We start from the raw sequence: 16,857 nt of genomic DNA, 5'->3' as shown, positions 1-16,857 counted from the left end.
GCCCGGTATGGCATTCAGACCATCAGGAGCAGACCGGCATGACGTCCGACGCCGCATCTTTCCTCCGGCATATCGCCGCCTGCAACACCGCCCGCCTGCCCGGCCCACGCACGCCGTTCCGCTTCGCCGCCCAGCCCGCCGGCCAAGCCCCGGCGGGCTGGGTCGCGCCCGAACTGGTGCCGGAACTCACGCGGCGCGGGGTCGCGCTGCGCGACGGCGTTCTGGAGCTCGACCAGCCCGCCAGGCTCGAGGAACTGGGCGACGACCTGGCATCGGCCGGCCTCTATCGCTCGCACCACGAACTCTTCGACGTCGCCCCCACTTCCGATACCCCCACCTCCGGCACCCCGGCCATCGCGCGGATCGACCGCGGCGCGCTGCCCCTGTTCGGGCTGATCGCCCATGGCGTGCACATGAACGGCCTGGTCCGCCGGCCCGACGGCTGGCATCTGTGGATCGGCCGCCGCGCGATGGACAAGCGGCTGGACCCCGGCAAGCTGGATCACCTGGTCGCGGGCGGCATCCCCGCCGGCCACACCGCCGGCCAGGCCCTGGCCAAGGAAGCCGCCGAGGAAGCCAGCATCCCCGACGCCCTGATCCGCCGCGCCGTGCCGGTGGCCGAGATCCGCTACGCCATGGAACGGCCCGAGGGCCTGCGCCGCGACGTACTGCATTGCTACGATCTGGAACTGCCGCCGGATTTCGTCCCGATCCCGTCGGACGGCGAGGTCGAATTCTTCACCCTGATCCCGCTCCAGGAAGCCTGCCGGATGGTACGCGACGGCGACGCCTTCAAGTTCAACGTCAATCTGGTGCTGCTGGACCTGTTCCTCCGCCACGGGCTGATCGACCTGGCCGGCGATCTCGGACAACGGATCCGCGCCGGCCTGTCCGGCCGCGACAATCCGGCCTTCGCATGAGCCGCCCGCCGTTGAACCGCCCCGCCTCCGCCGCGTCCGCGCGTGCCCTGCTCCTGGCCCTGGCCGCCGCGCCGCTCGCGGCCTGTGCGCCCCCTGCCCCTGCCCCTGCCCCGGCCACCGATACCACCGCCGCCCCCGCTCCCGCCCCCGCTCCCGCCCTGGGCGGCCTGTCCTGCACGCCGTTCGGCGCGCACCAGGGCATCGAGATCTCCCTGCTGTTCGGCCTGACCCGTCCCGACGGCCGCGCGGTCACGGACACGGAATGGGCCGCCTTCCTGCGCGACGAGGTCACGCCGCGCTTCCCCGACGGGCTCAGCGTCTTCCAGACCATGGGGCAATGGCGCGATCGCGTCACCGGCCGCGTCACCCACGAGCCCTCGCGCATCGTTTGGATCGCCGCCGGCGTGGCGACGCCGGACCTGCTCGCCCGGATCGCCGCCATCCGCACGTCCTACCGGCAGCGTTTCCAGCAGCAATCGGTCGGCCTGACGATCCGCCCGGGCTGCCAGGCGTTCTGACCCCCGCCCCTGTCGCGCGTGCGGCGCGTCCTGTATGGTTGCCCCCGACGGCCCGTCCGCGTCCGCCGGGCGGCGCCTTGCGCTGGAGAAGATGCCCATGACCACGCCCCCCGTCGCCCGCACGGATCCGCGCCGGATCACGCAGCTCGGACGGGTCCGCGTCGACGACTATGCGTGGATGAAGGACGAGAACTGGCAGGACGTCCTGCGCGACCCGTCGGTGCTGCGCGCCGACATCGCGGCGCACCTGCATGCGGAAAACGCCTATACCGCCGCCATCCTCGCCCCGACCGAGGCGCTGCAGGCCGACATCGTCGCCGAGATGAAGGGCCGCATCCGCCAGGATGACAGCTATCCCGCCCTGCCGCACGGTCCCTGGCGCTACTACATGCGCTTCGCCGCCGGTGCCCAGCATCCGATCCATGCCCGTCACCCCGAGGGCAGGCCGCAAGACGAAACCGTCCTGCTGGATGTCGACCAGGCGGCCCGGGGGCATGATTATTTCTCGGTTGCCGCCACCGCCCACAGCCCCGACCACAGGCTGTTCGCCCATGCCGAGGACAGCCAGGGCTCCGAAATCTACCGCATCGTCATCCGCGACATCGCCAGCGGCGCGCAGGTCGGCCCCGCGATCGAAAGCTGCAGCGGCAATTTCACCTTCTCGCCGGACTCGGCCTGGCTGTTCTGGACCTGGCGCGACGACCATGGCCGCCCCACCAGGATCTTCCGCCGTCGGATCGGCACCGATGCCGACACGCTGGTCTATCACGAACAGGATCCGGGCTTCTTCATCGGGGTCGAGGCCAGCCGCTCCGGGCGCTGGATCGTCATTTCCGCCAGCAACCAGGACACGTCCGAATCCTGGCTGATCCCCGGCGCACGGCCCGAGGACGCCCCGCGCTGCGTCGAACCGCGCCGCAACGGTGTGCGCTACGACCTCAGCCATTGGGGCGACCGCTTCGTCATCCTGACCAACGCCGACGGCGCGGTCGATTTCAAGCTGGCCGAAGCCCCCGACACTGCGCCCGGCCGCGCCAACTGGCGCGACCTCGTGCCGCACGAACCCGGGCGCTACATCACCGGCTGCATGGCCTTCTCGGGCCACCTGGTCTGGCGCGAACGCCGCGACGCCAACACCGCCCTGGTGATCCGCGACACCGACGGCCGGCAGCACACCCTTTCATCCGACGAGGACGCCTACGTCCTCTCCCTCTCGGGCAGCTATGAATATGACACGCGCGAACTGCGCTATGTCTATCAGTCGCCGACCACGCCGCGGCAATGGCATGCCTACGACATGCAGGCCCGCACGCGCCATTTGCTCAAGACCCAGGACATCCCCTCGGGCCACGACCCGGCGCTCTATCGCTGCTGGCGGCTGACCGCCACCGCGCCCGACGGCGAACAGGTGCCCATCACCGTGCTGGGCCGGCGCGGCACGCCCATCGACGGCTCGGCGCCGCTGCTGCTCTATGGCTACGGCGCCTATGGCCACGCGATTGAACCGGCCTTCTCCACCGAAACGCTCAGCCTGGTGGACCGGGGCTGGTTCTACGCCATCGCCCACGTCCGGGGCGGGTCCGAAAAAGGCTGGAACTGGTTCCTGGGCGGGCGCGGCCGCAACAAGCCCAACAGCTTCACCGATTTCATCGCCTGCGCCGAGGAGCTCATCACCGCATGCTTCACCCGCGCCGGCCGGATCGTCGCCGACGGCCGTTCGGCCGGCGGCATGGTCATGGGCGCGATCGCCAACATGCGGCCCGATCTGTGGGCCGGCATCGTCGCCGTGGTGCCCTTCGTGGACGAGCTGAACACCATGTCCGACACCAGCCTGCCCCTGACACCGCCCGAATGGCCGGAATGGGGCAACCCGCTGCAGGACGAAGCCGCCTATGACCTGATCGCCGGCTACGCGGCCTACGAACAGGTCGCACCGCGTCCCTATCCGGCCATCCTGGCGATCGGCGGCCTGACCGACCCGCGCGTGACCTACTGGGAACCCGCCAAATGGGTCGCCCGCCTGCGCGCCCACACCACCGCCACCCGCCCGATCCTGCTGCGCATGAATATGGAGGCCGGACATGCCGGCGCCTCGGGGCGCTTCGACTCGCTGAAGGAATCCGCCCTCATCCAGGCGTTCGCCATCTGGGCAGCAACGATGTCCCAGCCCGCCTGACCCACGATACGCAGACGGATATGAAACACTCCCCCGCCCGACACGGCCACTCTCGACGGATCTGCTCCCAAGGACGATGCGCATGACGGACACTGCCCCCCCGGCCCTGCTGCCCCCGCCATCGGATCGCGCGCCCTTCCGCCAGATGCGCGAGCAACTGCGTGCGCAGCGCATCGCCCGGGGATTGCTGGCGGTGTTCTTCACCCTGCTCGCGCTCTACACCGTCCATGGCTTCCTGGCCGCGCTGGTCTGGGGCGGCATCTTCGCGATCACCGCCTGGCCGCCTTATGCCGCCGTCCGGCGGCGCCGGGCGACGCAATCGAACGGCATCCTGCTGCCGCTGCTGTTCACCATCGTGATCGCGCTGATCTTCCTGGTCCCGCTGGGGATATTCGCGCTCGAAGCGGCGCGCGAGGCCCAGGGCGTCGCGGCCTGGATGAACGAGGCCCGGCATTCCGGCGTGCCGGTCCCCACCTGGATCCACCGCCTGCCCTTCGGGGCCGCATCGCTCGGCGGCTGGTGGGAAAGCCACCTGCAGAACCCCGACGACGTATCGGGCTTCCTGCATTCCTTCAATCTCGGCCATTCCATGCAGGTCACCCAGCGCGTGGGCGAGCAGATCTTCCATCGCGGCCTGCTGTTCTCGTTCTCGATCCTGACCCTGTTCTTCCTGCTCAAGGACGGCGACACCATCATCCGCCAATGCCTCATCGTCTCGCGCCGTGCCTTCGGCAAGCGGGGCGAGACGATCGCCCAGCAGATCATCGCCTCGGTCCACGGCACGGTCGCCGGCCTGGTTCTCGTGGGAATCGGCGAAGGCGCGGTCATGGGGGTCGCCTACCTGATCGCCGGCGCCCCGCATCCGTTCCTGTTCGGCGTCTTCACCGCCGTCGCGGCCATGATCCCGTTCTGCGCCGTCATAGCGGTGGGGCTGGTGACATTGCTGCTGCTGGTCAAGGGGGCGACGATCGCCGCCCTGGCCATCCTCGGGCTGGGGATGGCGGTGATCTTCGTGGCCGACCATTTCGTCCGCCCGGCCCTGATCGGCGGCTCGACCGAACTGCCCTTCCTGTGGGTCCTGACGGGCATCCTGGGCGGCGTCGAAAGCTGGAGCCTGCTGGGCCTCTTCATGGGCCCGGCCATCATGGCGGTCATGCACCTGATGTGGCGCAACTGGACGCGCGACCGCTGCCTGGACGGAGGCTGACGCGGGGCCGATACCCCGCATGATCCAACTCATCGAAAGAAGGGAAAACGGTCGCAGACGGGAATATCGGGCAGGCGGGATTCGAACCCACGACCCCCAGTCCCCCAGACTGATGCGCTACCAGGCTGCGCTACTGCCCGTCCGTCTGCGACGACACGCCGTGTAGCAGCGCCCGGCGCGGACCGCAACCCGTGTTCGCGGCCCGAATCCGGCTCAGACCGGAATCAGCCGCCGCAGGGCACGCAATTCCACCAGAATCCCGCGCAGACTGTCCTTCAGCAGCAGGTTCTCCTGCCGGATTCGCTCGGATTCCGAATCCGCCGCCGGCCGCGTCTCCGAAGACTCGATACCCGAAGTCTCGGCGCCCGAAATCTCCACACCCTGGGACGGGCCCGAAGGCGGGACGGTATCGGAAATGGATGCTGCGGCCGGAGGCGTCACGAACGGCGCCTGCTCCGCAACGTCGGGAGCGCTTTCCGCCCCCAGAATGACCGGCTCCGCACAAACCAGCCCAGGGTCTGTCGGTTCGAAGCCTGCCGATTCAGGATCCGTCGATTCAGGACCCGCCACGCCGTCCTGCCCGGCCGCGGCCGCCGCACCATGCGCCGGGCTCTCCTCGGGCTGGCCGAACAGATCCTCGTCGTCGCTCCCGTCCGCCGACCCGGCGGGAATGACGACATCCGCGCCTTCACGCAGCATCCGCTGCACGCCTTTGATCGTATAGCCCTGGACATAGAGCAGATCGGAAATCCGGCGCAGCAGTTCGATATCGTCGGGCCGGTAATAACGCCGGCCACCCCCGCGCTTCAGCGGACGCACCTGGCTGAATCGCGTCTCCCAGAAACGCAGGACATGCTGCGGCACATGCAGCTCGTCCGCCACCTCGCTGATGGTGCGAAAGGCATGGGGCGCCTTCTTCAGCCGCCCGGCCGGGTCGTCCCCCGCCTGTTCTTCCATCCGGCCATCTCCCGCCTGGCCATATCCGTCGGCGGCCTCCACCGCATGGGCCGAGGCATCATCCTGCCAGAATTCCTGCCCTGGGCTGGCGGCGCTCATTCGCCGTCTTCCTCGTTTCCGTCGTCCGGCTGGCCGTTCACGCGCGACCGCAGCAACTGGCTGGGCCGGAACACCAGCACCGATCGCGGCAGGATCGGCACCTCCACCCCGGTCTTGGGGTTACGGCCGGTCCGGCGCCCCTTCTGACGAACGGAAAAGGTTCCGAAGCCACTGATCTTGACCGTATTTCCGGCTTCGAGTTCCTTGGCGACCCGCTCAAGCACGTGTTCGAGCAAGTCCGCCGACTCGTTGCGGGAAAGTCCGACCTGACTATAGATATGTTCTGCCAGACTGGCGCGGGTCACTGTGCTCATGCCAGCAAACCTAGGCACGCCGCGATGCACCGTCAATTCAATGCATTGACCGGCGTCAATTTTTCATCTTCACAGATTCGCCCGAAAGGCCCGGACACGGCCCGCCCCCGGCCTCGCTCCACCTCAGATCCGCGCGAGCGCCGATCCCCAGGTCAACCCGCCGCCCAGCGCTTCCATCAGCACCAGGTCGCCCGGCCTGATCCGCCCGTCGCGCACAGCCTCGTTCAGCGCCAGCGGAATGGACGCCGCCGAGGTATTGGCATGGCGGTCGACCGTCACGATCACCCGCTCGGGCGGCAATTCCAGCTTGCGCGCCACGCCCTCGATGATCCGCAGATTGGCCTGGTGCGGCACCAGCCACGACACGTCGCCATGGGTCAGTCCATTGACCCGCAGCACCTCATCGACCGAATCCGACAGCTTGGCCACCGCGTGGCGAAACACGTCGCGCCCGCGCATATGCAGAAATCCGCTCTTCTCGCGCTGCCCGACCGCCCCGTCGACATAAAGCAGGTCGCCAGTCCGCCCGTCGGAATGCAGATGGGTCGACAGGATCCCCGCCCGGTCCTCATCCTCGTCTCCCGCCGCGCGCAGCAGCACCGCCCCGGCCCCGTCGCCAAACAGCACGCAGGTGCCGCGATCCGACCAGTCGACGATCCGCGAATAGACTTCGCTGCCGATCACCAGAACCGAATCGACCTGCCCGCTGCGGATCAGCGAATCCGCCATCGACAGCGCGTAGATGAAGCCCGAGCACGCCGCGGCCAGATCGAAGCCGAACCCTCCGGTCATGCCCAGTTCGGCCTGCACCCTGACCGCGGTCGCCGGAAAAGCCTGGTCCGGCGTGCTGGTGCCCACGATGACGGCGCCCACGTCCCCGGCCCGCATGCCGGCATAGTCCAGCGCCTGCGACGCCGCCGCGCTGGCCATGCTCACGGCCGTGTCGCCGGGCCCCGCGATATGGCGCTGGGCGATTCCGGTCCGGGCCCTGATCCATTCGTCCGACGTGTCGAGGCGCGTCGCCAGCTCATCATTGGTCACGATCCGGTCCGGCAGATAACCGCCGAACCCGACCAGAAGCGAACGTCTCGCCATCATGTCCATCATTCCAAACCGCCAAGCCAGGCCGCCGGTCGGGCAGGGCTGCGGATCAGCTTACGGCGGCAACCGCCGGCTGCTCCTTGTCCGCCCCCGGCCGCATGGCCGTCAGCGATTCCATGCGCAACAATTGTGCGCGAATGCTCTCGTTGAACCGGTGCGTCACCATATCCATGGCAACGTCCACCGCCGCTGCAAAGCCTTCGGCGTCGGTCCCGCCATGCGATTTCACGACGACGCCATTGAGCCCCACGAATACCGCGCCGTTATAGCGGCGCGGATCCAGCCACTCGCGCATCCGCTCCAGCCCCGGCCGGACCAGCAGATAGCCTAGCTTGGCCAGCAGGCCCGACCGGAAGACCTGCCGCAGCAGGACGAACGCCATCTTCAGCGCGCCTTCTCCGGTCTTCAGGGCGACATTGCCGGTAAATCCGTCGGTCACGACCACGTCGGTCGTTCCCGCCGTGATGTCGTGCCCCTCGATAAAGCCGTGGAATTGCGCGGCCAGCGGGCTGTTGCGCAGCACGTCCGCCGCCTGGCGCAGCCTCTCGTCGCCCTTCAGTTCTTCCGAACCGACATTCAGCAGGCCGATCGTGGGCGCCCGCAGGCCCAGCACCGCATTGGCGAAGGCCGCGCCCATCACCGCGAATTCAACCAGGTTGCGCCAGTCGCAGGCGACGTTGGCGCCCAGGTCCAGCATCACCACGTCGCCCTTCAGGGTCGGGCTGATGGCCGCCATGGCCGGACGCGAGACGCCCGGCAGGGTTTTGACGACGATCTTGGCCAGCGCCAGCATCGCGCCGCTATTGCCGGCGGACACCACGCCCTGGGCCTCGCCCTGGGCTACCGCATCCATCGCCAGGCGCATCGACGAATCGCGCACCCGCAGCGCCGCGGTCGGCTTCATGTCCATGGCGATGGCGCTGCCGGCCGGCCGGATCGTGCAGATCGCCGCCGCCTTGGGATGGCGCGCCAGTTGCGCGCGCAACGCCGCCTCATCCCCGATCAGCAGGACCCGCGCGCCAGGATGCCTGTCCGCCGCAATCGCCAGACCGGCCACCACGACTTCCGGACCGCCATCCCCACCCATGCCGTCGATGGCCAGCGTGAAGGGCTCAGCCCCGGAAAAAGAGGAACCTGTCTCGCTCATGCCTGCCTTCTGCCGGGAGAACACCAAAACCACAAACCGCCACGGGACGGCGTCCCGCGGGGCGGGGCGGCCGGCGACCGGCCGGCCATGCGCCGCCGGCTCAGGCCCGGACGGCGGTCTTCAGCGCCTTGCCGGCGGCAACGACCTCACGGCCGTCATAATGGCCGCAATGACTGCAAACATGGTGCGGCCGCTTCAGTTCACCGCAATTCGCGCACTCGGCATGGGCCTGCACGCGCAGCGCCTCGTGGCTGCGACGCATGCCGCGACGGGACGGCGAGGTTTTTCTCTTGGGTACAGCCATGGGCCCGGGCCCCTCCGATCTGGGATCTTAACCGGGCTCCGTCATCACACGGGTCCCGGTCAGTTATCGACAATGAGGGGGCGCCTCTAGCAGACCGCACGACATTCCGCAAGCATCTCTCCGGCCACGCACCCCGCCGCACGGTCAGTTTGGCGCCTTCTTCAGCGCCGCCAGGGCGGCGAAGGGCGACTGCTTTTCCCCCGATATCTCCCCCGACGCGTCCCTGGACGCATCCCCGTCTCCGGGATTCGCGGGCGGAACATCCACCTGGCCGACACCTTCGGGCAGCACGCTGCCCGGCTTGCGCGGATAGGGATCCAGCGCCAGCGACAATTCCTCGGCCGCCAGCGCGCCCAGGTCGATCATGTCCCGCGCATAAGGGATCTCGTCCACCGCCTCGGGGTCCAGATCCTCATCCTCGCGAAACCGCTCGGCCGGGACGAAGCGCGCGGCAAACGTCTCGGCCACCCCGTTGGCAAACCGATCCGTCGTCACCACGCACACCTGGTCGACCGTCGCGGCCAGCCAGCCTTCGGCATAGACCTCGCCCCGCCGTCCCGGCGTCAGGCGATAGCGGCAGGACAGCGCGCGCACCGCCGGCAGGCCGAAACGCGCGGCCAGGGCGGCGCATTCGCGCGCGTCCGCCTCGATCGTCAGGTCCATGCCCGACGCGGCGATCCGCCCCACCGCGACCTTGCGGGAAAATTCCGCCTCCATGAACAGCCAGCTCCTTTATACGCTATACACCGCCCGCTCTCCGGTCCGGCCGGCACGCGGGATATTCACCCATCTATGGCGATGGAGAATTGACTTCGCCACCCCAATCGGGCACCCGACAGATGAGTTTACCCTGGATCAGGACGCCCTTCAGGCCATGCGGTCACCTTCGGACACGAATTCGGCCCTCCGCCCGGCGAGGCGCCTTCTCCCCTGCGCCGTCGTCGGCCTCGGCATGCTCCTCTCCGGCTGCTCGGTCTTCTCGTCCCGGCCGTTCCAGCGCGGCTCGCTGATCGAACGCGACGACTATACCCAGCTCAAGCCCGGCGTCAGCACGCGCGCCGATGCGATGGACCTGCTGGGCTCGCCGACCACGCGCGCCACGTTCGACGACAATACGTGGATCTACATCTCCATGCGGACCGCGCAGACGCCGCTCAGCTTCCCCAGCATCCGCCAGCAGCAGGTCGTGGTACTGAATTTCGACGACAAGGGTACCCTGCGCACCCTGCGCACCCTGGACAAGAGCAACGCGCGCCCCGTCTCGATGGTCGGCGCCGTCACCCCGACTCCGGGCACCAGCGTCAATATCATGCAGCAGATCCTGGGCAATGTCGGCCGCTACAACCCGATGAGCAACCTGGACAGCACGTTCGGCGGCAGCACCGGCCCGATGGGCTTCAACAACGGTCCGGGCCATGGCGGCACGGGCAATTCGCTGCCCTGATATCGCAGCACTTCTATCGCGGTGCCTCTTTAGCATCGGTATCGCGGCCTGATGCCGGCCTATCCTGACACCGGCCTATAGCGGCAGCACGATCCGCACCTGCAGACCGCCCAGCCGGCTGGCGCGCAGGGCGATGTCGCCGCCATGCGCCCGCACGATATCGCGGGCGATCGTCAGGCCCAGCCCCGTGCCGCCCCCGCTGCCGCTTTCGAACGGACGAAAGACGCTTTCCATCCGGTCCGGCGGAATCCCCGGCCCGTCATCGTCGACGCACACCATGATCACGCGCCCGTCCGGCGCGGCGCTCAACGCCACGCGCCCGCCATGACGGCGGGCATTCTGCATCACATTGTCCAACACCCGGCGGATCGCATCCGGCCGCACGATGATCTCGACCGGCACCGGCACGGAAATCGACAGGATCTCGCCCCCCGCTCGGCGAAAGGACGCGGCGGCATCCTCCAGCAGCGGCCCGATTCCGACCGACACCGGCGTCTCGGCCCCCTCGCCCCGCGCGAAGGACAGATAGCTTTCGATCATCCGCTCCATCTCGGCGATGTCGGCGATCATGTCCGCCACGTCGTCCCGCAGCGCGGCGGCATCGACCCTCCCCTGCTGCGGCATCATCGCCAGCGACAGGCGCAGCCGCGTCAGCGGCGTGCGCAGATCGTGCGACACCCCGGCCAGCACCGCGGTCCGCTGCGCCACGAAGCGGAAGATCCGCTCCTGCATGCGGTTGAACGCCACCGCCGCCTTGCGCACCTCCTGCGCGCCCTCCGGGCGGATCGGCCCGGTATCGCGCCCCAGGCCGAACAATTCCGCCCCACGCGCCAGCCGCCGGATCGCCCGCACCTGGTTGCGCATGAACAGGCTGGCGATCATGAACAGCAGCAGCGTGCTGCCCACCGCCCAGGCCACGAACCAGATCGGCGCCACGTCCAGCCGCTTGCGCGGCGCGCCGACGCTCAGGACCCCGTCGGGAAGCTGGATATAGATATGGACGGTATGCCTGTCGCCGATCCAGTCGATATAGGTCGGCCGCCCCAGCGAATCCGCCAGCGCCTGGGCCAGGTCGTCATCCATCGGCCCCAGCACGTGGCTCGACCCGATGCGGGTCAGCCGCCATCCCGGCTGCCACCCTATGTCCAGTTGCGTGCGCCGGCGCACCCGCTGCATGATCCAGCTCCGGTCGCCGGCGGTGTGATAATGGTTCAGCAGGTCCACCGTCAGCGCGACCTCGGCCGCGATGCTGCCCGACATGCGCCGCGACACGACCTTCAGGTAATTGCCGTAGAACAGCTCCAGCGAGATCCCCTGCGTCACCAGCAGCGGAATCAGCACGATCAGCAGCGACCGCCCCAGCAGCGAGCGCGGCAGCACCCGGCGCACCGGCCGGTCCATGCGGCGGCGCCACCCCGCCATGGGCGGGGGCCCGGCCCGGCGCTCCCGCCGGCGATCACCGAACAGCGGCACCGACCGCCCCCCGCGCCGCTATAATCCCGGTTTCAGCACATAGCCCTTGCCACGCACCGTCTGCAGAAAGCGCGGCTCACGCGGATCGGACTCGATCCGCCGGCGCAGCCGCGTCACCTGCACGTCCACCGCCCGTTCGCCGATTTCCTCCATGTCCAGGACCCGCGCGATCTCCTCGCGCGACAGCGTCTCGTTGGGCCGGCGCGCCAGCACGGTCAGCAGCGCGACCTCGCCACCGGTCAGGTGCACGCTGCCCCCGGGGCCCTGCAGCAATCCCCGCGCGGGGTCGAATTCCAGGCCGCCCAGTCGCACCACGCGCAGATTTTCCGACGGCGCGGGCGGCGCGAAGCGGCGCAGATGCGCCTTCAGGCGCAACAGCAACTCGCGCGGCTCGAACGGCTTGCCCAGATAATCGTCCGCCCCGGCTTCCAGGCCGGTGATACGGTCCTCGGGCTCACCCCGCGCCGTCAGCAGCAGGATCGGCAGATCCTGCCCCTCGTCGCGCAGCGCGCGGGTCAGCGCCAGCCCGGTCTCGCCGGGCATGGTCACGTCCAGCACCATCGCGTCGGGCTGCATGAACCCCAGCACCTGCCGCGCCTCCGCCGCCGACGCCGCCACGCTGATACGGAATCCCTGCTCGGTCAGGTAACGCTGCAGCAGGCGCCGCAGCCTCGGGTCGTCATCCACCACCAGGATATGCGCCCCGGCGACCGCTCCATCCCGCGTTCCGCTGTCCCGTCCGTCCATGCCCCTCGCCCACACCCCTGTCGCCCGCGCCCCTTGCCAGGCCGCCCAACCCGACGCCTTCACATCCTGGCCCGGCGCGCCCGCTCGCCCGCCGCGATCACATCTTCGAGCACGCGCCGCGTCCTGTCGTCCATAAGGCCCTGCATGACTCGACGGAACCCCTCGACCGACGCGGCGCCGACATCACGATACACGCCGACCAGCTTCTCGCGCTGCAGATCGAACAATTGCCGCTCCACCGCGGCCCCCGCCGCGGTCAGCGACAGCAGGCGCAGCCGGCGGTCCCGCCGTCCCACCTCCTGCGCGACATAATCCCGCGCCTGCAGTTCCCCCAGCGCGCGGCCCAGGCTCTGTTTCGTGATTCCCAGCAGGTCCTGCAGCGCGCCGACCGCGATGCCCGGATGGCGCCCGACCAGTTGCAATATCCGGTGATGCGCCCGTCCCAGCCCCAACTCTTCCAGCACCGGATCGACCACCGCGCCGAAATCGCGCCAGGCCAGGGTCATCAGTTCCTGCGCCTGGCGCATCTCGTCCTCGCGCAGGAACAGCAGGCCGCTCCCGGCCCCCGCCGCTCCCGCCGGCCGTCGCGGCGGCCCCTTGCGATCCGTCATCGCGCCCCTGCGATGGCCCGGGAAAACGCCGCTTCCGCCACGGGCGGCCGCTCAGGCCGCACGCCCGGCCGCCAGGCGCTGCCTGATCCGGCCGATCCGCGCGACGGCCTCCAGCCGCCGATCCAGAAAGGACGCGACGGCATCCGGGTCGTCCCCCCGCGCCAGCCAGAACAGCAGCGTCTGGACATAGACCGATGCCAGGGTCATCCGCTTGGTCTGGCGGCTCAGCCCAACCGACCGGTCCCCCGCCGCTTCCCAGATCGCATCGACGGTCCGCGCCAGGCTCCGCGCCAGCGCCCCCGCGCGCCCCGGCAGCATCAGCACCGCAAGCGCGCGGCGCATGGCGGCCCGGTCGGGCGTGATGGTCCGCAGCCGCATCAGGATGATCGCCCGCACCCGCCGGCTCAGCCGCGGCTCGTCCAGGTCGTGCGCGACCTCGATCATCGCGCGGTCGGCCCGGTCGAGCCAGGCCTCGACCATCTCCGCCGGGCCGCCGGGAAACAGCAGGTCCGCATCCGGCCCGCCGGCCGCGCGCAGGGTCCGCATCGTCCACCCTTCGCCGCCCGCCAGGGCCTCGACGCGCCCCAGCACCTCGTCCCGCGCCGCACTGCGCTCCAGCCGGCGCGGCGCGCAGGCGGCGACACAGGCGGCCAGCCGCGCCGCGATCATTCCCGCACCCCGTGGCGCGCGATTTCCTCTTCGAATCCCATCTGCCCCAAATCCGTCATGCGCATCGGATAGAGAATCCCGTCCAGATGATCATATTCATGCTGCAATACATTCGCCATGAATCCGCCGGCGATCCCCTCCACCCGCGTGCCGTCCCGCTCCAACCCCGAATAGGCGACCCGCACATGACGCGGCACCATGCCGCGCAGGCCGGGAATCGACAGGCACCCCTCCGGCCGCAGCACCATCTCGTCATCGACGGGACGCAGGACAGGGTTGATCAGCACGCTGGCGCCGCGCGGCGGATCGTCGTCGCCCGCGCTGCGCTCCTGCGGCACGCGATAGACGAACAGCCGCAGCGACACATGCACCTGCGGCGCCGCCAGCCCCGCCCCGCGCGCGTCCTCCATCGTCTCGATCATGTCGTCGATCAGCCGCCCGATCTCCGGGCTCAGCGGGTCCGCCACCGGGTCCGCGCGGCGCAGCAGGACCGGATGGCCCATCCGGGCGATTTTCAGCAAGGTCACGATCCCACCCTTTCCTGTCGTGCAGGCCATAACGCGCAGGCCACGCATGTCCCGCAAAATAGTCCGCCTGTTTCCGCCAGGAAACGGGCGGAATGATTTGTGTTCCGCACGGACCCCATGTTATAGGTCCGCCCCACTCGGGAATCGCACGCGGGCCATAGCCGCCGGCGGACATCCCGCCACGGCAGTTTTCGTGGCCGATCCGAAAGGCCACAAAGCAGGAGTTGACGACCAAGTGCAGGTTCTCGTTCGCGACAACAATGTCGACCAGGCTCTCAAGGCGCTCAAGAAGAAGATGCAGCGTGAAGGCATCTTCCGCGAGATGAAGCTGCGCCGCCATTACGAAAAGCCCTCCGAGCGCAAGGCGCGCGAGGCCGCCGAGGCCGTCCGCCGCGCCCGCAAGATGGAGCGCAAGCGCCTGGAACGCGAAGGGTTCTGACCTGTTCCATGAACGCGGCCCCGAAGGGGGCCCAGTTCCGAAAAAAGGCCGGCTCCCCAGGGGAGCCGGCCTTTTTTCATGCCTGATTTCCCCTACTGTCCCGCCGGCGCCATCAGCCGCGACAGATAGACCGCCTCCAGCGCCCGCTCATGGGCGATCTCCCGCGCATTCACCGTGCCGGAATGCCCGCCCTCGACGTCCTCGTAATAGAGAAACGGCACCCCCAGCGCCTGCAATTTCGCGGCGAAACGCCGCGCATGCACCGGCCCCACCCGATCGTCGCGGGTCGAGGTGAAGATGAACGGCTCGGGATAGCGCACCCCCGCGCGCAGCGCCCGCAGGGGCGAGATACGCTGCAGGAAGGCCCGCTGCGCCGGCTCGTCCATACTGCCATATTCGCCGACCCAGGACGCGCCGGCCGCCATCGTCTCGAAATGTTCCATGTCCAGCAGCGGCACGCCGATAATGACCGCGCCCCACAATTCGGGGTGCTGGGTAAACTCCACCCCCATCAGCAGCCCGCCGTTCGACCGGCCGCGAATCGCCAGCCGCGCGGGCGTCGTCACGCCCCGCGCCATCAGGTCCCGCGCCACGGCGGCGAAATCGTCGAAGACGCGCTGGCGATGGACGGTGCGCCCGGCCTCGTGCCAGGCGGGCCCGAACTCGCCCCCGCCGCGAATATTGGCCACCGCGTAGACCCCGCCCCGCTCCAGCCACAGCCGCCCGACCACCGGGTTGTAGTCCGGCACCGACGCGACCTGGAATCCGCCATAGGCCGTCAGCAGCGTCGGGTTCGTGCCGTCCGGCTTCATGCCCCGCCGGTGGACCAGGAAATAGGGAATGCGCGTCCCATCCGCCGATACCGCCCAGGATTGCCCGACCTCCAACCCGGCGGCATCGAATTGCGGCGGCAATTCCATGATCTTGCGCGCACTGCCCCCCACGCAATCCACCAGCCATAGTTGCGAGGGCGTCAGAAAGCCCGAAACCGACAGGAACGCCCGGCCCGACTCCCGGTCGGCATCGACGATATGGATCGACATCATGTCCGGCATCGCCAGCCGGACGCCGCGCCAGGCGCCGCCGTCCCGCCCGGCCTGCTGAAAGATCCAGGCCTGGCCGCGCACCGAATCCAGCACCGTCATCACCACGCCCGCGCCCGTCACCGCGACCTCGTCCACCGCCTGGCGCGGGTTCGGCACGAACAGGATCTGCGCCGCCGCCTGCCCCGCCGGATCGACCGCGATCACGCTGCCCGCCGCGATCCGCGTCCCGCCGCGCGGCGTCCAGTCCTGGTTGACCGACAGGATCAGCCGCCCGCCCGCGAACCCGTGCAGGTCCATGCGCGACGGCAGGTCCAGCATCCGCACGCCCTGCGGCGTCACCACCCCGTACCGGTCCTCGAAAAACGTGACCGCGCGGCGGATCAGCACGATACGGCGCCCCTGCCCGTCGGCCAGCGCCAGCGGCTCCACCGAAACGTCGCCGGGCGTCCCGCGCATCACCTCCGCCGCCTGGTCCAGGGCCTGGCCCCGGCGCAGGCGCCTGACCACGAACGGATAGCCGGACGCCGTCACCCCACCCCGGTCCGCGCCCCAGTCACGCGCGACCAGCAGCGTGTCACGATCCTCCCAGACCGCCGTCTGCTTCGATCGCGGCAGCAAGAAGCCCCCCGGCACGAACTGCCCGCTCAGCGGCAGGAATTCGCGCAGGCTCGCCGCATCCTCGCCCGCGTCGGACAAACGCAGCAGGCACGGCGAATCCCCGGGTTCCAGGCATTCCGCGCCCTGGAAGACCCAGTCGCGATGCTCCTGCCGGGCCAGCGCATCGACGTCCAGCCTGGTGATCCAGGCCGGACGACCGCCCAGAAACGACGCCAGGTCCGTCTGGCGCCAGATCCCGCGGGGATTGGCCGCGTCCTGCCAGAAATTGAAAATCTTCCCGGCCATAAAGGAGGGTTCGGGAATTCGATGCCGATCCTGCTCGACCTGCAGCACCGCATCATGGAATGCGCGATAGCGCGAATCGCGCGCCAGCGTGTCGTCGGTGCGGCGATTCTGCTGCCGCACCCACGCCAGGGCCTGCGCCCCCGTCACGTCCGACAGATAGGCCGGAGTAGTGAAATGCGCGGGCATGGCGGCCCGGACGGGCCACGCCGCCAGCAGGGCGGCACAGGCCAGGATGCCTCGGATCATGTTCATCAC

The 16,857-nt window shown here is 69.3% G+C and carries 18 protein-coding genes and 1 tRNA gene; 6 read left to right on the top strand and 13 right to left on the bottom strand.

Annotation, left to right across the window (positions count from 1 at the left end):
* The first annotated feature begins 38 nt into the window (after nucleotides 1–38).
* The 4 genes from QN315_RS18445 to QN315_RS18430 all read left to right on the top strand — a co-directional run bounded on the left by QN315_RS18445 (nucleotide 39) and on the right by QN315_RS18430 (nucleotide 4,821).
* A complete protein-coding gene (locus QN315_RS18445; RefSeq protein WP_323990840.1) occupies nucleotides 39–920 on the top strand; it encodes an NUDIX domain-containing protein in 882 nt (293 codons plus the stop codon).
* An 11-nt stretch (nucleotides 921–931) separates the two neighbouring features.
* On the top strand, nucleotides 932–1,438 hold the full coding sequence (locus tag QN315_RS18440; RefSeq protein ID WP_323990839.1) for a DUF3574 domain-containing protein: 507 nt from the start codon (nucleotides 932–934) through the stop codon (nucleotides 1,436–1,438).
* A gap of 97 nt (nucleotides 1,439–1,535) precedes the next feature.
* Nucleotides 1,536–3,614: a S9 family peptidase gene (locus tag QN315_RS18435; RefSeq protein WP_323990838.1), complete on the top strand. Its 2,079-nt coding sequence runs from the start codon at nucleotides 1,536–1,538 to the stop codon at nucleotides 3,612–3,614.
* An 82-nt stretch (nucleotides 3,615–3,696) separates the two neighbouring features.
* Entirely contained in the window at nucleotides 3,697–4,821 is a 1,125-nt protein-coding gene (locus tag QN315_RS18430) for an AI-2E family transporter (RefSeq protein ID WP_323990837.1), read from the top strand.
* 66 nt (nucleotides 4,822–4,887) lie between these two features.
* Here QN315_RS18430 and QN315_RS18425 read toward each other — a convergent pair.
* From QN315_RS18425 to QN315_RS18395, 7 genes are all read right to left on the bottom strand, one after another.
* Nucleotides 4,888–4,961: transfer RNA gene (locus QN315_RS18425), tRNA-Pro, on the bottom strand.
* A gap of 73 nt (nucleotides 4,962–5,034) precedes the next feature.
* Nucleotides 5,035–5,778: a MerR family transcriptional regulator gene (locus QN315_RS18420; protein ID WP_323993641.1), complete on the bottom strand. Its 744-nt coding sequence runs from the start codon at nucleotides 5,776–5,778 to the stop codon at nucleotides 5,035–5,037.
* 95 nt (nucleotides 5,779–5,873) lie between these two features.
* The gene (locus tag QN315_RS18415) at nucleotides 5,874–6,209 is read right to left on the bottom strand and encodes an integration host factor subunit alpha (RefSeq protein WP_317135251.1); all 336 of its coding nucleotides are present in this window, start codon (nucleotides 6,207–6,209) and stop codon (nucleotides 5,874–5,876) included.
* 105 nt (nucleotides 6,210–6,314) lie between these two features.
* Nucleotides 6,315–7,289 (bottom strand): beta-ketoacyl-ACP synthase III, encoded by a 975-nt coding sequence (locus QN315_RS18410; protein WP_323990836.1) that lies wholly within the window; start codon nucleotides 7,287–7,289, stop codon nucleotides 6,315–6,317.
* A gap of 52 nt (nucleotides 7,290–7,341) precedes the next feature.
* Nucleotides 7,342–8,439 (bottom strand): phosphate acyltransferase PlsX, encoded by a 1,098-nt coding sequence (gene plsX, locus QN315_RS18405; RefSeq protein ID WP_323990835.1) that lies wholly within the window; start codon nucleotides 8,437–8,439, stop codon nucleotides 7,342–7,344.
* Between the two features lie 100 nt (nucleotides 8,440–8,539).
* On the bottom strand, nucleotides 8,540–8,743 hold the full coding sequence (gene rpmF / locus QN315_RS18400; RefSeq protein WP_176640780.1) for a 50S ribosomal protein L32: 204 nt from the start codon (nucleotides 8,741–8,743) through the stop codon (nucleotides 8,540–8,542).
* Nucleotides 8,744–8,887: 144 nt separating this feature from the next.
* Nucleotides 8,888–9,460, bottom strand: a complete 573-nt coding sequence (locus tag QN315_RS18395; RefSeq protein WP_323990834.1) for a DUF177 domain-containing protein — start codon at nucleotides 9,458–9,460, stop codon at nucleotides 8,888–8,890.
* Between the two features lie 157 nt (nucleotides 9,461–9,617).
* Between QN315_RS18395 and QN315_RS18390 the strand changes: the two genes are divergently transcribed.
* Nucleotides 9,618–10,187 (top strand): outer membrane protein assembly factor BamE, encoded by a 570-nt coding sequence (locus QN315_RS18390; protein WP_176640782.1) that lies wholly within the window; start codon nucleotides 9,618–9,620, stop codon nucleotides 10,185–10,187.
* A 75-nt stretch (nucleotides 10,188–10,262) separates the two neighbouring features.
* Here the strand turns inward: QN315_RS18390 and QN315_RS18385 are convergent, their stop codons facing one another.
* The 5 genes from QN315_RS18385 to def form a co-directional block, all read right to left on the bottom strand.
* Nucleotides 10,263–11,609: an ATP-binding protein gene (locus QN315_RS18385; RefSeq protein ID WP_323990833.1), complete on the bottom strand. Its 1,347-nt coding sequence runs from the start codon at nucleotides 11,607–11,609 to the stop codon at nucleotides 10,263–10,265.
* Nucleotides 11,610–11,678: 69 nt separating this feature from the next.
* The gene (locus QN315_RS18380; RefSeq protein ID WP_323990832.1) at nucleotides 11,679–12,407 is read right to left on the bottom strand and encodes a response regulator transcription factor; all 729 of its coding nucleotides are present in this window, start codon (nucleotides 12,405–12,407) and stop codon (nucleotides 11,679–11,681) included.
* Between the two features lie 59 nt (nucleotides 12,408–12,466).
* Nucleotides 12,467–13,018 (bottom strand): helix-turn-helix domain-containing protein, encoded by a 552-nt coding sequence (locus QN315_RS18375; protein ID WP_323990831.1) that lies wholly within the window; start codon nucleotides 13,016–13,018, stop codon nucleotides 12,467–12,469.
* Between the two features lie 51 nt (nucleotides 13,019–13,069).
* Nucleotides 13,070–13,687, bottom strand: coding sequence for a COQ9 family protein (locus tag QN315_RS18370; RefSeq protein ID WP_323990830.1), 618 nt, complete (start codon nucleotides 13,685–13,687; stop codon nucleotides 13,070–13,072).
* Entirely contained in the window at nucleotides 13,684–14,214 is a 531-nt protein-coding gene (gene def / locus QN315_RS18365) for a peptide deformylase (protein ID WP_176641100.1), read from the bottom strand. Before def ends, QN315_RS18370 begins: the two co-directional genes overlap by 4 nt.
* Before the next feature lie 235 nt (nucleotides 14,215–14,449).
* On the opposite strand from def, the gene rpsU reads away from it, so the two are divergent.
* Complete coding sequence (gene rpsU / locus QN315_RS18360; protein WP_010506446.1) at nucleotides 14,450–14,653, top strand: 30S ribosomal protein S21; 204 nt, start codon at nucleotides 14,450–14,452, stop codon at nucleotides 14,651–14,653.
* A gap of 92 nt (nucleotides 14,654–14,745) precedes the next feature.
* Here the strand turns inward: rpsU and QN315_RS18355 are convergent, their stop codons facing one another.
* Complete coding sequence (locus tag QN315_RS18355) at nucleotides 14,746–16,854, bottom strand: prolyl oligopeptidase family serine peptidase (protein ID WP_323990829.1); 2,109 nt, start codon at nucleotides 16,852–16,854, stop codon at nucleotides 14,746–14,748.
* Nucleotides 16,855–16,857 lie beyond the last annotated feature (3 nt).

This window comes from Nguyenibacter sp. L1 (assembly GCF_035199985.1).
Taxonomy (GTDB): Bacteria; Pseudomonadota; Alphaproteobacteria; order Acetobacterales; family Acetobacteraceae; genus Gluconacetobacter; species Gluconacetobacter vanlangensis.
This window is presented reverse-complemented; position numbering and strand designations above follow the sequence as displayed.